The organism is Pseudoalteromonas sp. PPB1, from assembly GCF_015356275.1.
Lineage (GTDB): Bacteria > Pseudomonadota > Gammaproteobacteria > Enterobacterales > Alteromonadaceae > Pseudoalteromonas > Pseudoalteromonas rubra_D.
In genome coordinates, this window is the sequence record NZ_JACEQV010000012.1 from 12907 (window position 1) to 31126 (window position 18220).

At 44.9% G+C, this 18220-nt stretch carries 20 protein-coding genes; 13 read left to right on the forward strand and 7 right to left on the reverse strand.

Features of this window, described 5'->3' with window-relative positions:
* The first annotated feature begins 181 nt into the window (after positions 1-181).
* Positions 182-850 (forward strand): GntR family transcriptional regulator, encoded by a 669-nt coding sequence (locus tag IY568_RS13320; protein WP_125561541.1) that lies wholly within the window; start codon positions 182-184, stop codon positions 848-850.
* Positions 851-1004: 154 nt separating this feature from the next.
* Here IY568_RS13320 and IY568_RS13325 read toward each other — a convergent pair whose 3' ends face one another.
* The 3 genes from IY568_RS13325 to IY568_RS13335 form a co-directional block, all read right to left on the reverse strand.
* Positions 1005-2573, reverse strand: coding sequence for a tetratricopeptide repeat-containing sulfotransferase family protein (locus IY568_RS13325; RefSeq protein WP_194867842.1), 1569 nt, complete (start codon positions 2571-2573; stop codon positions 1005-1007).
* Positions 2574-2641: 68 nt separating this feature from the next.
* Positions 2642-5053 (reverse strand): TonB-dependent receptor, encoded by a 2412-nt coding sequence (locus IY568_RS13330; protein WP_194867843.1) that lies wholly within the window; start codon positions 5051-5053, stop codon positions 2642-2644.
* Between the two features lie 576 nt (positions 5054-5629).
* The gene (locus IY568_RS13335) at positions 5630-5968 is read right to left on the reverse strand and encodes a hypothetical protein (protein ID WP_125561535.1); all 339 of its coding nucleotides are present in this window, start codon (positions 5966-5968) and stop codon (positions 5630-5632) included.
* A 293-nt stretch (positions 5969-6261) separates the two neighbouring features.
* On the opposite strand from IY568_RS13335, the gene IY568_RS13340 reads away from it, so the two are divergent.
* The 10 genes from IY568_RS13340 to IY568_RS13390 all read left to right on the forward strand — a co-directional run bounded on the left by IY568_RS13340 (position 6262) and on the right by IY568_RS13390 (position 12359).
* Positions 6262-6513 carry a hypothetical protein gene (locus tag IY568_RS13340; protein ID WP_194867844.1) on the forward strand — a complete coding sequence of 84 codons (252 nt, stop codon included), beginning with the start codon at positions 6262-6264 and terminating at the stop codon, positions 6511-6513.
* Positions 6474-6806 carry a hypothetical protein gene (locus IY568_RS13345; protein WP_194867845.1) on the forward strand — a complete coding sequence of 111 codons (333 nt, stop codon included), beginning with the start codon at positions 6474-6476 and terminating at the stop codon, positions 6804-6806. Before IY568_RS13340 ends, IY568_RS13345 begins: the two co-directional genes overlap by 40 nt.
* A gap of 96 nt (positions 6807-6902) precedes the next feature.
* Entirely contained in the window at positions 6903-7157 is a 255-nt protein-coding gene (locus IY568_RS13350) for a hypothetical protein (RefSeq protein ID WP_194867846.1), read from the forward strand.
* Positions 7158-7727: 570 nt separating this feature from the next.
* Positions 7728-8246: a hypothetical protein gene (locus IY568_RS13360; RefSeq protein WP_228553337.1), complete on the forward strand. Its 519-nt coding sequence runs from the start codon at positions 7728-7730 to the stop codon at positions 8244-8246.
* Between the two features lie 175 nt (positions 8247-8421).
* Positions 8422-8700: a hypothetical protein gene (locus IY568_RS13365; protein ID WP_194867848.1), complete on the forward strand. Its 279-nt coding sequence runs from the start codon at positions 8422-8424 to the stop codon at positions 8698-8700.
* A 49-nt stretch (positions 8701-8749) separates the two neighbouring features.
* A complete protein-coding gene (locus IY568_RS13370) occupies positions 8750-9085 on the forward strand; it encodes a hypothetical protein (RefSeq protein ID WP_194867849.1) in 336 nt (111 codons plus the stop codon).
* 46 nt (positions 9086-9131) lie between these two features.
* Complete coding sequence (locus IY568_RS13375) at positions 9132-9608, forward strand: hypothetical protein (RefSeq protein WP_194867850.1); 477 nt, start codon at positions 9132-9134, stop codon at positions 9606-9608.
* 118 nt (positions 9609-9726) lie between these two features.
* Positions 9727-10431 carry a hypothetical protein gene (locus IY568_RS13380; protein WP_194867851.1) on the forward strand — a complete coding sequence of 235 codons (705 nt, stop codon included), beginning with the start codon at positions 9727-9729 and terminating at the stop codon, positions 10429-10431.
* A 40-nt stretch (positions 10432-10471) separates the two neighbouring features.
* Positions 10472-11161, forward strand: coding sequence for a hypothetical protein (locus IY568_RS13385; protein ID WP_194867852.1), 690 nt, complete (start codon positions 10472-10474; stop codon positions 11159-11161).
* A 319-nt stretch (positions 11162-11480) separates the two neighbouring features.
* Entirely contained in the window at positions 11481-12359 is an 879-nt protein-coding gene (locus IY568_RS13390; protein ID WP_194867853.1) for a hypothetical protein, read from the forward strand.
* Positions 12360-12398: 39 nt separating this feature from the next.
* Here IY568_RS13390 and IY568_RS24795 read toward each other — a convergent pair whose 3' ends face one another.
* Entirely contained in the window at positions 12399-12566 is a 168-nt protein-coding gene (locus tag IY568_RS24795; protein WP_228553338.1) for a hypothetical protein, read from the reverse strand.
* A gap of 436 nt (positions 12567-13002) precedes the next feature.
* On the opposite strand from IY568_RS24795, the gene IY568_RS13395 reads away from it, so the two are divergent.
* Positions 13003-13767, forward strand: coding sequence for a class II glutamine amidotransferase (locus IY568_RS13395; protein ID WP_010385515.1), 765 nt, complete (start codon positions 13003-13005; stop codon positions 13765-13767).
* An 87-nt stretch (positions 13768-13854) separates the two neighbouring features.
* Here IY568_RS13395 and IY568_RS13400 read toward each other — a convergent pair whose 3' ends face one another.
* From IY568_RS13400 to purM, 3 genes are read right to left on the reverse strand one after another with little or no spacing between them, the layout of a single operon-like run.
* Entirely contained in the window at positions 13855-14616 is a 762-nt protein-coding gene (locus IY568_RS13400; RefSeq protein WP_125561577.1) for a DUF3108 domain-containing protein, read from the reverse strand.
* Positions 14567-15229, reverse strand: a complete 663-nt coding sequence (gene purN / locus IY568_RS13405; protein ID WP_194867855.1) for a phosphoribosylglycinamide formyltransferase — start codon at positions 15227-15229, stop codon at positions 14567-14569. Before purN ends, IY568_RS13400 begins: the two co-directional genes overlap by 50 nt.
* Entirely contained in the window at positions 15229-16281 is a 1053-nt protein-coding gene (purM, locus tag IY568_RS13410) for a phosphoribosylformylglycinamidine cyclo-ligase (RefSeq protein WP_010385511.1), read from the reverse strand. Before purM ends, purN begins: the two co-directional genes overlap by 1 nt.
* A 127-nt stretch (positions 16282-16408) precedes the next feature.
* Between purM and IY568_RS13415 the strand changes: the two genes are divergently transcribed.
* On the forward strand, positions 16409-18109 hold the full coding sequence (locus IY568_RS13415; protein ID WP_228553339.1) for a putative bifunctional diguanylate cyclase/phosphodiesterase: 1701 nt from the start codon (positions 16409-16411) through the stop codon (positions 18107-18109).
* Positions 18110-18220: the final 111 nt, after the last annotated feature.

Genomic DNA, 18220 nt, shown 5'->3' on the forward strand with positions numbered 1-18220 from the left:
CTCAGAAGATAGAACTTCTGTAACCCCGTGGAGTGCGGTTGCACAGGCTTGTTCCTTGGCATGTGCAACCGCCTATTTGATCATGATATGATTTCATAGACTGTGAACCTGTTCCCTCACAACGTGCAATTTATGGCAATGCACGTATAATGTATCCCAATGATAATAATTAATTAACCCTATGGCGATTGTACATAAAACCCGAACTCAATTGGTTGCGGAAGCGATCCGAGAAAAAATCCTGTGTGGTGAAATCAAAGCCGGTGAACCATTGCGTCAGGCTGCCCTTGCTGAGGAATTGAACGTTAGCCGTATCCCGGTCAGAGAAGCGCTATTGCAACTGGAAGCCGAAGGCCTGGTAAATTTTGAAGCGCACAAAGGGGCCACTGTCACTCGGTTGAGTGCTGAACAAATTGATGAGATCTTTGATTTGCGCGCCATACTGGAAGCAGAGCTACTGAGCCACTCTATTGATAATCTCACCAAACGCGACCTGCTGGAAGCTGAAGCCATTTTGGCCGATCTGGAAGAAGCAACAGATGCAGGTGATACCCAGCTGGCAACCGGTAAACTAAACGCCGAATTCCACAACAAATTGTACAGCCGTGCTGAGCGCCCCCAGACCCGAGAACTGGTCGACGTGTACAGTAAAAACTCAGAGCGTTACGTTCGTATGCATATCTTGCTTGCCGGCGGTTTAAAAACGGCGCCAGAAGAGCACCGCACTTTACTTAAGCTGTGTCACGAAAAAGACAAAGCCGGGGCCTGCGAATTTCTCAAAAAGCACATCATAGGCGCAAAAGACGACATTAAAGCCTTGCTCCTGCGCCTTGAGCAGGAAGCACAATAAGCCTCAACATATTAATGCGTTATAACTAACGCGTTATTTCGCTGTGCACACCGGACGCGTCTTTTTCCTCCGGCGCGCAGCGTTTGTTGCCAGTCTCATGGCGGGCTTTCAGTCAGCCTGGCCTCTGGTACTTGCTTTGGCAATGCCAGGCCATTTATGACAATACACCATGCTGACGCAAATACTGCTGTGCGGCATCGGTGTGTGGTGCAAAGCGTTTCCAGCGCCCGATAGCGCGGCGGTTAAGCGGTTCACGCACCTGTACTTTACTCGCTGTTGATACAGGCGCATCGTTAAGATGAAAGTGCATACAGCTGTCCTGCCAGGGCAAATCACAATAATCCAGTAGTTTAGCGATTTCCTGCTCAGGATTATCAACCAGGGATTCGTACTGCATCATATAAAACTGCTCACCATGAAGCTGCTTCCAGTGCTGCATCAGCTCATAAAATCGGCTGTAGAAGCGTGCTGTATCCATCAGATCTAACGAATACGCGTAATACGGGTTGTTGATAGTAAACAACTGGCGGAAGTTACCAATGCAGGTATCCATCGGGTCACGCATCAGACAGATGATTTTGGCATTGGGTAACGCCCGGCGGATCAGATCAACATAGAAAAAGTTAAATGGCAGCTTATCGACAAAGTGTGCATGGCTGCCGGTAACCACCCGGGTTGCATTCAGATAGGTCAGTCCGAGTTGGTGTGGGTCGCACTGATAAGCTTGCTCGAGTGTGAGTGGGTCGAGTACGGTCTGGCTGGTGGTCTGAGCCAGGCGTTTTACGCTGATCCCAAAATCCTGTAGTTCCCCGGCTGACATCACATCGCTGTGACTGGATAAGATCCTCTCTACCAGGGTGGTGCCAGAGCGCGGCATCCCGAGTACAAAAATGGGCTCGTGGCTGCTGTGACCAGCCTTTGGGTCGACTGTACTGGTGGTGCTGAGTGCCTGAATACGCTCGAATAAGGCCTCGTTGTTTGCATGATCAAAGGGACGTGCACGGTGTAATGCCGTTTTACCCTGTTTAAGTGAATAGAATGCTGAATCAAACTCACCCAGATCCTGATATTCTTTTGCCAAAGCATGGCCAAGATGGAGCTGAGATTCGGGTGTGTTTGCCCGCGCAAAGGCGCTTTGTAAGCGTGTCAGGTGGTTGTTGTCTGTGCTGGCTTTTTTCAGGTCAGACAGAGCAAAGTGCGCTCTGTGATGATCTTTATCTAATGCCAGCGCTTGTTCAAAGGCTTGCTCTGCGTCATCAAATAAGCCGACAAACTTCGCACTAACCCCAAAGTTATAATAATATTGCGCGTTGCTCTGAGTGAGCTTGAGTGCCTGGCGAAAAAATGCCAGGGCGTCATCGTGCAGGCCAACATGGCTCAGTGCTACCCCAAAAGTGTCAGCATCAAGTGCTCGAGTCAACGCAGCAGGACTTGTCTGCTCTGCGGTTTGCCTGGCCAGTGTCAGCTCACCCTGCAAGGCATAACACTTAGTCAGCTGAGCCCGGTATTCATCACTGTTATGCAGTCCCAGCGCCTTTTCGAGCAATTTGATTGCTTTTTTTAACTGCCCAACCTGAAGGTTGATCACACCGAGCAGAAAGTAGCCGTCGGCATAGTCTGGCGATGCATTAAGCAGTTTGACCAGGTATTGATGGGCGGTTTCGAGCTGGCCCTGATTGAGTGCGCTAATGGCGCTTCTGTGTAATTGCTGGATAGACGTCATTGTGGGTTGTCACTTGTTATATAAAGGCCCATCACAATGGATGGGCCTCAGCGGGAGAGTTCAATTTACTAAAGTTCGAACTGATAGTCGAACTTAATGCCGACTGTCAGTGGTTTGTTCAGGTAGTGGCCATAGTTACGCTGGATCTCAGCGCCGTTGGCGGTCGTAATATCCCGTACATCGCGACGCACCGAGGTAAAGGCGTATTTATTGAACAGGTTGTTGACGTACAAAGTGGCTGACCACATATCGCCGGTCAGTTTGGCAGACAGGTTGCTGATCCCATAACCCGAGAGGGTTTCACCACTGTCACGCAGACCCACTTTGGAGATGATATCGCTCTGTGCCGTCAGGCCATAGTTGATATCCAGGGTTTTATCGCCCAGGACTTCAGTTTCGTAATTTATACCCAATGAGAACTGATGTTCCGGAGAGCCGGGCAGTCTGTCTCCATCTTGACCGCCATCGGTGCCATCGGCATTAAATAAGTAAGGTGCATCCGAGGTTAACTCTGCTTTAGTGTAGGCATAGGTTGCATACGTGCTGATAGAGTCACTGAGGATAGCACGTGTGGAGATCTCAACCCCTTTGGCGTTGGCTGTTCCGGCATTAGAGGTATACGGAAGCTGGCCAACCACAGTGGCACCGGCAATTTGTGCATCATCCCAGTCAACATTGAAAATGGCCGCGTTGAAATGCAGACGGTTCTTTAACCAGGTGCTCTTCAGACCCAATTCATAGTTGGTGGTGGTGTCTGCGGTGTACAGCATTTCGTCGGACATACCACAACCGATCTGTTTGTCGGGCAGGGGATCCGGACAGGGCGCCAGACCGTTAGAACCACCAATACGGAAACCTTCACTGGCCGTGATATACGCCATGACTGAGTCTGTAAACTGGTAATTGGCGTTGAACTTAAACAGGTTACCATCGTCTTCAGCATTGTTTTGCTTAAAGTCCAGAGTTATGTCGCTTGGACCTGCGCCGCTGTATAGCGTATTGGCCAGCGGGAAGTCAACGGCGGACTCCGCCTTCACTTCATATTCATAAAATCGTGCACCCAGGGTAATGGTTAGCTTGTCATTGACCTGATAACCCACTTCCCCGAACAGGGCCTGCTCTGTGATTTCACTGCGGTCGACCGAGAAATACTCGAGGTTGTCCGGGCGGGTTTGCTCGCCACCAAAATTAGCTACGGCAAATTCCCCAAAGCCTGGGGTGAACTCTTTACTGCTGGCATCACTTTCGAATTTGTTGTAGAAGCCACCCACAATCCAGTTCCAGGCTGAGTCGCCCTGCGACACCAGCCGGATCTCCTGCGTGAAGGTGTCTTCTTCTTCCTCTTCGCGGGTAAACGCCGAGAAGGACGGGAATTCTTCATAGCCATAATCGAGGCGGATCAGCAGATCGGTCTGGTCGCGCTGACCATCGGCTTCAAAGCTGGACCAGCCCGATGCAGAAACCAGTTCTGCAAATCCCAGATCGGCTTTTAATTCCAGGCTCAGCAGATCATCTTCTTTGTCTCTGGGCTCTTCATAGCGATAGGCCGATTCATATTTGCCGATGCGATCATTGAGTCCGTTTGCCGGGTTGAGTGCCTGATAATGTACTATCGAGCGGCCCTCACTTTCTTGTTTCTGGTAAAAATAGTTCAGCGTGCCATCGAACCAGTCATTTGGCTTCCAGCGCACAGAAATACGGCCGGTGGTGGTGGTTTCGCCATTGGCATCGGCCACGCATTTGAGGTTGTTATCAACGTCACTTTGACTGCTCCAGTTGGGATCTGCCAAAGAAGCCCCGCCTTCGCGGACCACATAGTTGTAATCAATAAATCCGGGGTCTTCATACTGGTTCAGGCTGGCACGCAGCGCCAGTTCATCTTCGATGATGGGGGTGTTGAAAATAAAGCCGCCTTCACCTCCAACTGAATCACTCTCTGAGTTTTGAAATAAGTCGCCATACAGTTGCACTGTGGTGATGTCTAACTCTGGCGCTTTAAGCATATAGCGAATAGCGCCGCCTAGGGTACCCGCGCCGTACAAGGTACCTTGTGGACCGATTAATACCTCTACGCGTTCTACGTCAGTCAGGCGCATATCCAGTGAAACGGGGATCTCATTCACATAGGTTGCAACGGTGCCGCCATCCTGATCCGGACCTGATGAGTTGGTGTTTAGGCCGCGAACGATGATCGGTGAGCCAGAGCGACCACCCTGATCGGTCACAGTCAGACCTGGCACCCAACGCGCCACATCGGCCAGTTCACCAATGTTTTGATCTTTCATTATATCCGCATCGAGTGCGGTGATGTTTAAAGGGGCTTCCTGCACAGAGCCACTACGGCGAGTAGCTGTGATCTGGATAACTTCCAGAGACTTCTCTTCGGCACCTGCTTCATCGGCCTGTGCTGTTGCACTGAGCATAATTGAGCCTGGCAAAGCCGTAGCTATGGCCAGAGATATGAGTTTTGGTTTTAGCATTATTTTACATCCCGGATGTGTTCTGGTTGTTGTTTTTATGCAAACTAAGAAAGCATAAAGTGAATCTCGTAACAAGATTATCAAAAAAGGTACGAAGATAATTATTTATTATATTTGCAAAAATATTCACTATCAATGGGTTTTTAGTCAGAATTGTGCATGAAATTGCAGTAAAAAAATTTTTTGCGTGATTTTAGTTTCTTTGGGTTTTTTAGTTGGTTTTTGGGGTTCTATATGCAGTATTTTAAATTGAATATGCATTTTTAGTTATTGTTGTATCACCTTACAGCGTTAGAAAGGTGAAAGTTTATGCGTTAAATAGCCGGGGTTAACCAATTCTAGAGGTGCTGAACTGTCGGTTATGCTGCTGTTTTTCTGACTGATGGCGAATTTTGTTTGGATTGGCGGAATTGAATAAGTATGCGGTGTTGAAAGAGGGAGATGATTTGAAGGGTATTTGCACAGTGAATAGAAGTGCAGAATTACTCATTCCGTGACGGTTTTTTCTGCTGAAGGCCGTGCGCCTTATTTGAGACACACGGTTCCGCTTAATTGCGATTTATGAATGAGGGCGGGTTACCTTTTAACGTCGACCGCGTAAAGTTTGCAGTAGTGTCGGCCTGGAGACCCGTTCCATTTACTGGCACTGTCATCCAGCCCGACGATGCTTACGGCTTTTTCGCTATAGAACGACGCCAGTAATGTAGAGAGGGCGGCATCATGACCTTTTGATCCCGTTTCAATCCAATACCCGTAACAGGTATTACCCCGATTGCTCAGTTCGACAATGGTGTTTCCGTTGCCAAAATCAGGATAGGTAACCATTCTGTCGATATGACCCGACATGGTTTCACGCGCAGCAAGGCTCTGAGTTGATGCCAAAGCCAAAAGTGTAAAGATAAGTGTTTTTCTCATATAGTTAGCTCCTTTTATTGAGATGTTCCTATTATAAGGCTTAATCAAAAAGGTAACACTCTGTTTTTGTGTGAAATACAAAAGATGTTGTACGCTGACTTTTACCTGTATACACCCGAAGAGGTGCAGCAATGGGGAATTTTTGGATACTGATGGGTGTAAAAGGGTGTACAGGGTGAATCTGGCCCTTTTCATTTTATAAATATTGCAGTCAACACTTTGCCGGCGCCATATTTGGCGGCGCCATATTTGGCGGCATACTGAGCCCGGTTGTTTTTACTTGTGAGCCCACTATGCGACTCTTATCTTTGTGTTTTTTCAGCGCCTGTTCTTTTGCTTCTTATAGTGCCGAGCTCTATCCCGGCGCACCAGCGGCGGCCAGTGACTATGCTTTTTTGATTGGCCACTGGCAATGCCAGTATGAGCAGCTGGACCCGCAAGGGAAAGTGCTATTCTCAGCCCATGCCGCTGGCAAGCTGAATACGCCTTTGATAATAAGATGGTGGTGGACGACTTCAGCCTGCTCGATGCGCAAGGCAAAGTAACTTATGCAGGCAGAACACTCAGAACCTATTCATTGCAAGACAAGCGCTGGCATCAGGTATTTCTGCCCGTGCAAATGAACGCAACCCTCAACCCGTTTACCGCACATCGGGATAAAGACGGCGTGCACCTCAAGGTTGAACAGCGCCTGCCCAGCGGCGAGCTGCAACCCGCACGGTTTCGCTTCAGCCAGATCAGCGACAAGGGCTTTGTCTGGGAAAGCAGCAAGCAACTTGATGGCAGCGGAAACTGGTATGTTGATATGCGGATCAGGGCTACGCGGGGTGGGGAGTGAGTAGAATTGATGTTGGAAAGTTCGGGCGTGCAACATAGATGCTGTTGCATACATTCCAAAACGTAGTTTTACGATAGCTCTTTAAGTAGCTCAACGATGCAAGAGAAAGCAGCTCTTTTAAATAGCCATTTGCTTGCCACCCACCCCTTGCTAGTTAATTTTTCTAGCCATGTATTATCTGCACTGTTTGCTTTGTTATCGGTATTGTTTGCATTGTTATCAGCATTGTTTGATTTGCAATTTGTGGTCTTTGAGTCTTTGTTGTTATTCATTATTTTACCTTATATATATGTTTTTATTGACCTAACAAAACCAACTGCTACCGACATAAAGCATAAAATGAACGTGTAAATACGTTTGTTTTTAAATGACTTGAGCACACTTATCGAATTTCACGCAGCAAAAAGCCCGCAAGTTCATGACTGAAATTGCAGAGATAAATCGGAGCTTGGTTGGTGTTAGTTAGGGGTAGTGATCAGCTTAATGATTTTAGTTTTTTGTTAGCTGATATATTATAACAGTAATGAGAATCGTTATCAAGTGCGTGGTTTAATCCAGCTTTTGGGTTTTAATTATTTGTTGGCTGAGATTTTATTATAACAATAATGAGAATTATTATCGAGTGCGTGATTTGATCCAGCTTTATCCTCCTCAGCATTATTCCATTATTCCATTGGTTACCAAAGGTGGGCACATTGCTTTTGCTCAGAGATTGGCTAATCTATATCGCATACATTGCTATATGGTTTATGCAACGATAGATGATAAGGCAGATTTTTACAGATGATCATATTCGTCTACTGCTTACGTGCGTGTGCAGGCAAGTTCAAAATTAAAGATCAGTATCTAATTACGCAGCTTGCCTATGTTCCGCTGTAACTAACTGAGCACAACCAGTTAAAAGTACATCAGCTTATTGATGTGCATGGCCATGCCTATAAGAAGTGGCTGTTACCTGGTGCTTATAGTCGAAACGGTAAAGACAGAGAGATAGAAGTACCAGAGGTTTTTTGTCAGTCACTTGAGCGCTACTTGAATTGGTACGTTGAGCAGGAGTTACCGAAAGAGTTCCGGCACAATCTAAATACATACTTGGGGTTAAGTGAGTATGCCCCGGTGTTGTCAAATGATCGGCTGCATGGTTATTCAATGAGTGAACGCGTGGTAAAATCGAGTTTGAATAAGCAGCCTACAAACTTAAGAGCCAAGGTTAATAAACTACTCTCAAACGCCGGACTTGATTGGGCAACGGCAAAAACGTTTGAGGACTCATTAATAATTCACCTGGCTAAAAATGTTGATCACGGTGTTGTCGCTGATTTGTTTGGGTTTAGCTCGCGCCAAGTGGTTACGGACAAATACAACGGTAACCTGTTGCAGTTGTCAGAAGCGCTGAGCGGCGTATATGCACGCATACAAGCCAAAGGGCACAGACAATAAAGGAGATATCATGAAGCTTTTTAGTAGGTTGAAAAATCATCCCATCTTATCCCTGTCTATTTGGAACTGTGATGAAAACTTAACACCAAAGGAGTGCATGGAGCGTGATTTGAATTGCTATGTAGACCAAACCCATGAATCTACAGAATGAGTTCTTTGGAAAATATATGATGTAATGAGAGACAACGATATTTCCTATCAAGAGGCTATTGCAACAGACGCTGGCCGAGAAGCGCTTCTTGAGTTACTTCTTCATCGACACTGGATAGGCTTTCATGCTGAAAGTCTAAGGATTGTAAGTGCTGAAGAAAAGAAAATATCAGGGCTTTGTTCGTTGAACCTTTATCGTGAGGAAATTGAAAAGAAAGTTGGTAAGCAAGCCATGGATAAATTGCTTGATCAGTTCTCCCACGAAACAGAAAGCTACTTTAGTGAGCTGATAAAAAAAATGTAAAAGTAACCTAAGATATACAGCAGCAGAAAGAAGGAAAGCGGGAACAATAATGAGAGTAAAGCACAGAGTTTCAGTTTATTCAGATGGCAGCTACATTGGTAGCTTTATAAAAACTATTGAAATGCCAGGCTTGCCAGTATTGGGGTCAAAAATGAGGTTTGGTTCAGGTGTTCATAAAGTAACAACCACTGTTGACTCACAAATTTTTGATGAGGAATCGAGCTTGTTTATAACTAACTCCTCAATAGATATCGAAGAATACTCTCGTAAGGTCGCAGACTACATACCACCAGACAGGTTCCCAATTGAATTGGTTAAACGCTGCGGCTTTAATGTGGAGAGTCTGGGTGATGAGTTTGAACATATCTATGAGAAGCTTGCATAGCTGCGTTGGAATAAAGTACTGAGACAGGAAATTTGGAGCACATAGTATGGCCAAAAAGCTGACCAAAGAACAATTCAAAGAATGGGTTATGCAGGAGAAAGTTGAAAATCATTCAGGTCAAAAGTATGTATATGCAGCATTTTCTGCTGCTGCATTCACGTTAATTATAACGTCATCAAGCTTTGCTACTTCTCGGCCAAATCTGTCTGATGAAATAGAGCTGTGTATCATACTTTCAATGCTTAGTATGACAGTAAATGTTTTTCTAACTTTCTGTTATACAAATAACAAGATGCTGCGTGAGTTTCTTTACTTTATAGGGCATAAGAAAAGGCAAGCTAGACTACTAATTGCTTGTGGCCCGATGTCGATGGTGATTGCTCTTTTTAGTTTTTTGTATCTGGTGAGTGGTAAAGTTGCATTATTTGGGTATTTAAAATTATTACTATTTTTCGTTTTAAGTTACCTGGTCAGGTCGTGTTACCGTAGAGGTACAGAACAATATCATTGGAATAGAAAATAGCGGTAAATGACTAATATAAAGTTTGGTTAACCTCTGAAAAAGAGAGTCAAGCTATTTAAAATATCCATAGCGTTGAAATATTTTTCAGAAATTTCTACAAGGACTTCAATAGGGTATTATGAGCCAACAAGAGTTAGAGGTTGAAGAGCAAGGTAAGGAGGGTGGTGGTACCTACTTCTTATGCCCAATTGAGAAAGTTATACCTGCTTTAGTCGAAAGTAAACTAATTTTGGCAAAGCGTGGTGTTAATACTAGAGAGCTGGATGATGTTTTTGATTCATCTGTCGAATTTGTTAGATTGGTTGGGGGGGATTTAGGCGCAAGAACGGATAAACCTTCTCACAGAAATAATGTTTTGAATGATATTACAGAGTTTCTTGAGAAAGAAGGCTATATTGGCAAGTCCACTAGAAATAAAATGTTTTTAAACCAGAAGGGTACATCTCATTACGTGCAAGTTACTAGTTTTTACTTAACTGGAAAAGGACTTGATATTTATTTAAAAGTCCAAGCGCATCGAGATGCTGAAAAGCGCCACAATGACACTCAGCGGCATAATTCAATGATGAGATATATGTCGTTACTTTCATTTGTTTTAGCTGGGATTTCAGTGGTTGTAGCTACTCAAACAGTAAAAACTGCTAAAGAAAACTTAGAACTTGCAAATAAACGCTATGAACTTTCAGAAAAAAAGTTTGAACTGACATCACAAGAACTCCTTAAAAGTAAAAGTGAAGCAACTAAACCCGCAAACTTAGAGGCATTAAAAAGTACAGCAGCCGAAGGCGAAACTATGAATGTCAATTTAACGAAAACCCGCTAATTTAACCGTTTTTTTGCATTGGAAATCAAGGAGAGGATTGTTGAAATATTATGAAGCGTGCGAGAAATTACGCAATGAACACCCCAAATTAATTGAGCAATTAGCAGCTACAGATAATCTTGAAAAGTGGGGTGAGATCTCTAAAATTTTTACTAAAGAAGACAAAAAGAAAATCTATGACATGGCAGAGCCCAAATGGATTGAAAGAAAAATTGAAGAAGGAACTTTGTTGCTAAACCCCGAAGTCAAAAAAGAGCTTGAGACTCGTGATTATAAGCCGCTAAGTATCCTTAGAAAGATGATTTGGGCAAGTGTATTGGTAATGTTGGAAGGGGAGGACAGCAAAGAGAATTTTAGTCGTATTAAAAGGAAAATTATTAAGAAGCATACAAATAAGTGGTGGTTCGATGTTTATAATCGATTAAAACCAACCTATGCCGCTAAAGCTTGGCTTGATAAGGAAGGTTTAGGTCTTGCTGTGTCATATGCCGTACAAAATAGCTCTTTCTTAGGGGGAGTGGCGCAGAGCAAACGAGATGATATTTTAAGGATGATACCAAGTGGAGAAGTATCGGATTCTAAAAGAATAAAGAGAAAAGGGCAGAAAAAAGTATCCCCTAGCTCCTGCCCGGCATGTAGTAGCTTTTTTGTTACAGGTACATTTAAAGGCTGGATCTGTGCTGATTGTGGGGCGACTGATAAAAGTCCTGTTAGTAGAGAAAAGGGTTAATAGGAGAAATTGTAGTATTTAGACGCTTACAAATCCTAGTCTAGAACTTGGGAAAAACTAATGTTGGAATAAATGAGAGAAGTGTATGACGGCTGGTTAGATTTCATCGAACGCTGTGCCGCATGATCTTCTTGCATTTGCTTTGGAGAGAGGATAGCCTTGATGTCGGAATGGCGCTTTTAGTTAGCGTCGGCAGGCAGGTAAAACTGGCTTGGTTGTGGCCGACCATCAACAAACATATACCCTCATGAAGTTTCATTCATTTTTTGAATGCATTGGAGTTTAAACGGCCACCGGAACTGATGCAGAGGAACAAAAAATGAAATTCGATAATGTATCTCTAAAAACGACCGCTCATGCTTTTCATGCATATACAGAAGAGAAATCTTTATCCCTGAAGTCAAAGTGCAGAACTTTTGATTTGTGGGCGCAGATACTTGCTGGTAAAAATTACTCTTCACTTATGGCGCAATTGGCAGAATCCCCTGTGGAGCTCGAGCTATCTGTAGAAAGCGCTATCTGTATGTTTAAGGCTAGAAACCGTGTCATAGATGAAGGTTTGGCTACAGAAGTTTTCGCTAACACGATACAAACCTGTTTATATGATTTGTGTCCAGTTTCGTCGGCAGTTGTTGATGTGTTGAAGAACCAGTCTGACATGAGCCTAATGTGTGTTGATACTAACAGAGTTGCATTTATTAAAGAGAATAACCCAGGTTACGGACCTATAAGAGATTTGGAGTTCTCGGGTTATATTGCGGCAAGCGATCATCGAAACATTCTTTTGAAATTAGCGTCACAATCATTTGAGCGACAACTTACAATTTTCGGTTCAAATTTGCAGAAAAGAGCTCTAATAAATGAGCAAAGGTTCGAAAGCCGTGTTCGTGAAGATCGAGTTGGTTTCAGTGAGTTTTTATCTGAATATTTGTACAAAGAGCTCAAGTTAGACATGGAGTACGCAATTGTTGAAGCGTACGTATATGACGGTACTATAGCATATTTCAATATGGTGCCAGAGGAATCGAGACCATTCGATTTTGAATTAATCAAAATTGCTGACTTTATTGAAAGTATTGCTGGTTCAGCTGCTTCTACCTTAGATGATTATTTAAGTTTCATGGAAGAACCTTTGGAAGCCAAAGATTTTGAAAATTTAATCATGAGAAAGCTCGATATTTACTTCCCGGACATGTAAGTAACATCGCCCCGAGTAAATAGGAGCGATGCGAGATAGTTACAGGGCGGCTTCCCAATCGTCAACTTCTTGTCGAAGGTAATGATTGGGTCTGCTCTGTATTTTAACCTTTGGGAATAAAGCTCGGTTACCCTGCTTTTTAATTTGCCAACGGTACAAGGTGATAGCGGTAATATCAAAGCGTTCCAGTATCTCTGGAGTGGTCATATATTTTTTATTAAACTCGCTTTTCTAGATTTTATGCTGCTATTTTGATGGCGTTTAGCCTCCAAAGGGTAAGCAAACAAGGTTATTGGACCTTGAACTGTGGCAGTTTATAGGGGAGTTACAGATGGACAACATAAAAGATCCTTCTATATTGCATGTTGGGTTCCATAAGCCAATGTTGGAATCGAACTTCGAATCACATGCAAAGCAAATACCTGATTGTCTGGAGGCACTTCTTGTCGATATTCGCTTTACAAGGCCAACATAAAACAAAACCCCGGATTACTCATTGGTACCCTCTGCCACTTGGTGATAAAATTTAGCTCACAAGTAATGTGGTCACGGCTTATCTAAACTGTGACCAACACTGAGACCAGAAAGTAAGAAAGAGAATGTCTCAGGTTGATATATTTGATATTTAAAGGCTTTTTATTCTATGTGTGAACTTTTGGGCATGTCTGCCAATGTACCCACGGATATTTGTTTTAGTTTTTCCGGGTTGCTGGAGCGTGGAGGGAATACCGGGCCGCATAAAGATGGCTGGGGGATCACTTTTTATGAGGGTAAAGGGTGTCGGACGTTTAAAGACCCTGAGCCAAGCTGTCAGTCGGAAATTGCCAAACTGGTGAAAGCCTATCCGATCAAAAGTGTGTCGGTGATCAGCCACATTCGCCAGGGCAACCGGGGCAGAACGTGTCTTGAGAATACCCATCCATTTACCCGTGAGCTTTGGGGCAGGGAAATTACCTATGCACACAATGGTCAGCTGTCTAACTATAAAGATCTGACCACTGAGTTTTATAAGCCAGTGGGAAATACCGACAGTGAACTAGCATTTTGCTGGATTTTGGACAAAATCCGTGAAAAATACCCGAAAAGACCCAAAAACATGGCCTCTGTGTTTCGTTATGCGGCTAAGCTGGCGAAAACCCTGATGGACAAAGGGGTGTTTAACATGCTGCTGACCGATGGGGTGTTTGTGTTGGCGTATTGCTCTAATAATCTGCACTGGATCACGCGTCGTGCGCCGTTTGGAAAAGCGACGTTAATCGATGCGGATATGGTGGTGGACTTTCAAAAAGAAACGACCCCGGATGACGTGGTGACTGTGATTGCAACCCGGCCGCTGACGAATGATGAGCAGTGGAATAAGATGGAACCCGGCGAGTCTGTGCTGTTTAAGCTGGGTGAGAAAATCTAGCGCTCATCCCGAAAAGCCAGTTCACGAAATGAATGACATAAAAAAGCCCTGATGATCAGGGTTTTTTTATTTTATACTGCTGGGATATTACTCAGCCGACTTTTCTGCATCAAAGCTCTTCAGCTGGATCATAAACTGCTCCACGCCATCTTTGCCTTTAAACATTTGCACTACAGAGTAGTGGTATGCCGGTGCCAGCCAGGCCATTGCCTGACGCTTATCGTTGTCGTACAGGCGCTTCACTTTAATGGTTTCGACATTGCCGATGGGCAGGGTGATGGCTTCGGTGCCAACCACTTCAAAGTCATAGCTGCGCACATTGCCTTTTTTATCGACAATGGGGTAACTCATTTTGGTTTTACCGGCTTTGACATCGTTGCGCAGGGCTATCTGGTAAGACAGAACATCATGACGCTGTTCGTTCCAGTCTGCATTGATGGGGTATTTCTCATCGTCTTTAAACAGCTGTTTGTTGTCTCGGTCAAAGCGGATCTTATAGCTTTTGTCTGGCCCGGTGCCTTCGCGCTTGAGTGTGTAAAGCAAAGGTTTGGGGTGCTTATCATGGTAAGTGAACAGTGAGTTTTCTGTGCGTTCGTCGGAGAAAATCATCCATTCGATGTTACTTTCGTAATTCAGGGAGTAAGTGTCGTTTGAGACTTTTGACAGCTCTCTGATGGCGTTGCCGTGCACTGAGCCTTTGCGCAGTACGTCATATTCTGCGCGGTAGGGAACCAGATCACTGGCCAATAAGGAAGAAGAGAAAACAGCGCTTAAACCAAATAGTAAAGCGCTGTATTTTTTATTCTTCTGGGTAGGTTGCGCCTTGAGCTGGAAGGGGTTGATTGTCAAAAACGGCATAGTCTGCTTCCATCGTTAGTCTGTGTTCGCTGAACCACTTGACCACCAAAGGATAGATTATATGTTCTTGTTCATGAACCCGCTGTGACAGCGTGTGCGCAGTATCATCAGCCAGGATTGGCACCTTGGCTTGTACGATGACCGGTCCACCATCTAGTTCTTCTGTCACAAAGTGAACACTGGCGCCATGAAACGTTTCTTTTGCATCAATCGCTCTTTGGTGGGTATTCAGCCCTTGATACTTAGGCAACAAAGAAGGATGAATGTTCAACATTTTTCCTTTAAATTTTTGCACTAAGTCAGCAGTTAGAATACGCATAAATCCAGCTAATACAACTAAATCTGGATTATAAGAGTCAATTAATTGTGCTAAACGTTGGTCATAGGCTTCACGGCTGTCAAAGTCTTTATGACTTAATACTTGTGTGTCAATGTTCGCTTGCTGGGCGCGTTGCAGCCCGTAAGCTTTTGCTTTATTACTGATGACGGCACAGATCTCGCCATTGATTTCGTTGCGCTGACAACTGTTCATAATGGCCTGTAAATTAGAGCCACTACCTGAGATCAGCACAACAATCCGAATTGGAGATCGTTCGGGTGCCATTACTCGGCACCGCCCAGGATTTCAACTTGTTCTTCACCTGCGTTTGCAGCTTGAATTTCACCAATGTGCCAGGCGTTTTCGCCCTGTGCTTTCAGGATTTCCAGGCTTTGTGCAAGTTTATCAGCAGGAACAACCAGGATCATGCCCACACCACAGTTGAAAGTACGGTACATTTCATGGGTGCTGATGTTGCCGTTTTCCTGTAACCAGTTGAATACGGCAGGCCATTCCCAGCTGTCGCCTTTTACAACGGCTTTTGCTGATTCAGGTAATACGCGCGGGATGTTTTCCCAGAAACCACCACCTGTGATGTGCGACAGTGCATGCACATCCACCTCTTTAAGTAGTTCCAAAATAGGCTTAACGTAAATACGGGTTGGTTCAAGCAAATGCTCGGCCAGAGGCTTACCTGCGAACTCTTCGCTGGTATCAGCACCAGAAACTTCCAGTACTTTACGGATCAGCGAGTAGCCGTTTGAGTGTGGGCCGCTTGAAGCCAGTGCGATCAGCTGATCACCTTCGGCGACTTTGGTGCCGTCAATGATTTTAGACTTTTCAACCACACCAGTACAGAAACCAGCCATGTCGTAGTCTTCGCCTTCGTACATGCCAGGCATTTCGGCAGTTTCACCACCGATCAGGGCACAGCCAGCTTGCTCACAACCAGTGCCAATACCTGTCACTACGTCAGCAGCAGTATCAACATCCAGTTTACCAGTTGCGTAATAGTCAAGGAAAAATAGGGGTTCAGCACCTTGAACTATTAAGTCGTTTACACACATGGCAACCAGGTCGATACCTACGGTATCATGTTTTTTCAAATCGATGGCCAGACGCAGCTTAGTGCCTACGCCATCTGTGCCAGCAACTAAGACAGGCTCTTTATATCCGGTTGGTAGTTCGCATAATGCGCCAAAGCCGCCAATACCGCCCATCACTTCAGGGCGACGCGTCTTTTTAACTACCCCTTTAATGCGCTCAACCAATGCATTGCCCGCATCGATATCAACGCCTGCGTCTTTATAGCTCAGAGACTGTTTTTGTTCGCTCACAGGTTTTCCTCAAAAATAACATAATGGATTTGCTTAGAAACGCGCGTATTTTACATCAAATGCACGAGTGCGGCTAGTCGATTTGGTTCGCATACACGCTGATTTCGTGTGTCAGAAGTGGCTACAAATGCATCGTCGGCGCTTGGCTGTACCTGTTATCAATCGCGCAGGGTGGGGGATTCTTCACTATACTCTTTACATTTTAGTCTGTGTGAATGTGATCTATGTGGAAAGCCTGAGCTTAAGTTTCATCTTAGTTGGGTTCTTGCTGCTGGTGGTGGCACTGCTGCCGGCACTACAGATCTGCCAGATCACTCAAAATCGCGGCTGGCGCGTTTTGCTGGCATTGATCTTTTTCTTTGTATGCGGATACCTGGCCTTTGCTTATCATGTGTATCGCACCGCCGATGCTTCCCCCATGGTGCTTGGTCTGTCAGTGATCCTGATGCTAGGCGCGGTATTTGTGATTGTGGTCGTACAGTTAAGCCGCTCCAGTTTGTTGCTGTTGCAGGAGATTGCACAAAGTGAGCGCCATCTTGCCCGGCATGATTCTTTAACTGAGCTGGAAAACCGCCAGCAGTGCACTAAGTATGTGGAGCAATGCATACAGCAAGGCAAAGCGTTTAGCGTCTTACTCCTGGACATCAATAACTTCAAGCAAGTGAATGATGCGCTGGGCCATTTCTTTGGTGACAAGCTGCTGGTTGCCTTTGCTGGCAAATTGCGTTCACTAGCCAAACAGGGCAGCAAGGTATATCGAATGGGGGGCGACGAATTCGTCATTGTGACGGACGCGGCGAGCGAAACTAAGTTGTTTTCACTCAACAACGGACTGCTGAAGGCCTTTAATGATGGCCTGGTGATCGATGAAGTTCACGTGGATGTATTTTACAGCGCCGGTGCGCGTATCTTTGATGCCGACGAAAAGTCGTCTGTCACAGAGCTGATGAAGCATGCAGATATTGCCATGTATGCGGCCAAAAACAGCCGGCAAAGCCTGGTGATATTTGATCAGGCGCTGCACGACGGCGTGGCCGCAGAGTTTGAACTGTTTAATGCCTTAAAAGTGGCTTTAAGCGAGAAAAAACTTAAGGTGTTTTATCAGCCTCTGGTGTGTGGGCACAATAACGAAGTGCATGGGCTGGAAGCCCTATTGCGCTGGACTGACGGGCCGGGCTCATACATTAGCCCGATGCGGTTTATCCCCATTGCTGAGAAAAACAATTACATCAAGCAGATCACCAGTTTTGTCATTGAACAGGTATTTAAAGATCTGGATAACTTTTTGACCATAGAGCCGGGAGTCACGATACACATAAATCTGTCTTGCCAGGACTTTCATGGCCGTTACCTCATCAATCAACTGGTTGAGCTGCAATCTAAATATCAAATCCAGCCGAGTTGTATTGTGTTCGAATTAACAGAGAGTATGGTGATGGTTGATGTTGAGCAGGCCAGGTATATGATAGGCGTGTTGATTGATATGGGATTTGCGGTGAGCATAGATGATTTTGGCACCGGATTTTCATCCTTTTCAATGCTCAGAGAGCTGCCTATTTCCCAGATCAAGATTGACCGCTCATTTGTGAGTAGTTGCCTGGACAGTGACAAAGATCAGGCCATAGTCGAAACAACCATTTACCTTGCGAATCGCCTGGGATGTTCGGTGGTTGCTGAAGGGGTGGAGGACAGTAAAACTGCAGCCTATCTCAACAGTAAAGGATGTCACTACTTACAAGGCTACTATATAAGTGAAGCACTGGAGAAAAATAGCGCAAAACAGTGGTTACACTCTCATCGTATGGTGAAAAAAGTACTTAAGCGGTAACTTTCCCAGTAACTCTTTAATCGCAAAGTTTAATAGGGTCCGCAGAGGTATGCTGACTGGCTACTGAATCCGATATATTTTCATACATTTTCTCACACATTCAGACGCGTT

What these genes read in the sequence shown, in the direction of transcription:
- IY568_RS13320 (WP_125561541.1), top strand. Translation starts at nt 182, where the DNA reads ATGGCGATTGTACATAAAACCCGAACTCAATTGGTTGCGGAAGCGATC.
- IY568_RS13325 (WP_194867842.1), bottom strand. Translation starts at nt 2,573, where the DNA reads ATGACGTCTATCCAGCAATTACACAGAAGCGCCATTAGCGCACTCAAT.
- IY568_RS13330 (WP_194867843.1), bottom strand. Translation starts at nt 5,053, where the DNA reads ATGCTAAAACCAAAACTCATATCTCTGGCCATAGCTACGGCTTTGCCA.
- IY568_RS13335 (WP_125561535.1), bottom strand. Translation starts at nt 5,968, where the DNA reads ATGAGAAAAACACTTATCTTTACACTTTTGGCTTTGGCATCAACTCAG.
- IY568_RS13340 (WP_194867844.1), top strand. Translation starts at nt 6,262, where the DNA reads ATGCGACTCTTATCTTTGTGTTTTTTCAGCGCCTGTTCTTTTGCTTCT.
- IY568_RS13350 (WP_194867846.1), top strand. Translation starts at nt 6,903, where the DNA reads ATGCAAGAGAAAGCAGCTCTTTTAAATAGCCATTTGCTTGCCACCCAC.
- IY568_RS13365 (WP_194867848.1), top strand. Translation starts at nt 8,422, where the DNA reads ATGAGAGACAACGATATTTCCTATCAAGAGGCTATTGCAACAGACGCT.
- IY568_RS13370 (WP_194867849.1), top strand. Translation starts at nt 8,750, where the DNA reads ATGAGAGTAAAGCACAGAGTTTCAGTTTATTCAGATGGCAGCTACATT.
- IY568_RS13375 (WP_194867850.1), top strand. Translation starts at nt 9,132, where the DNA reads ATGGCCAAAAAGCTGACCAAAGAACAATTCAAAGAATGGGTTATGCAG.
- IY568_RS13380 (WP_194867851.1), top strand. Translation starts at nt 9,727, where the DNA reads ATGAGCCAACAAGAGTTAGAGGTTGAAGAGCAAGGTAAGGAGGGTGGT.
- IY568_RS13390 (WP_194867853.1), top strand. Translation starts at nt 11,481, where the DNA reads ATGAAATTCGATAATGTATCTCTAAAAACGACCGCTCATGCTTTTCAT.
- IY568_RS24795 (WP_228553338.1), bottom strand. Translation starts at nt 12,566, where the DNA reads ATGACCACTCCAGAGATACTGGAACGCTTTGATATTACCGCTATCACC.
- IY568_RS13395 (WP_010385515.1), top strand. Translation starts at nt 13,003, where the DNA reads ATGTGTGAACTTTTGGGCATGTCTGCCAATGTACCCACGGATATTTGT.
- purN (WP_194867855.1), bottom strand. Translation starts at nt 15,229, where the DNA reads ATGGCACCCGAACGATCTCCAATTCGGATTGTTGTGCTGATCTCAGGT.
- IY568_RS13415 (WP_228553339.1), top strand. Translation starts at nt 16,409, where the DNA reads ATGCATCGTCGGCGCTTGGCTGTACCTGTTATCAATCGCGCAGGGTGG.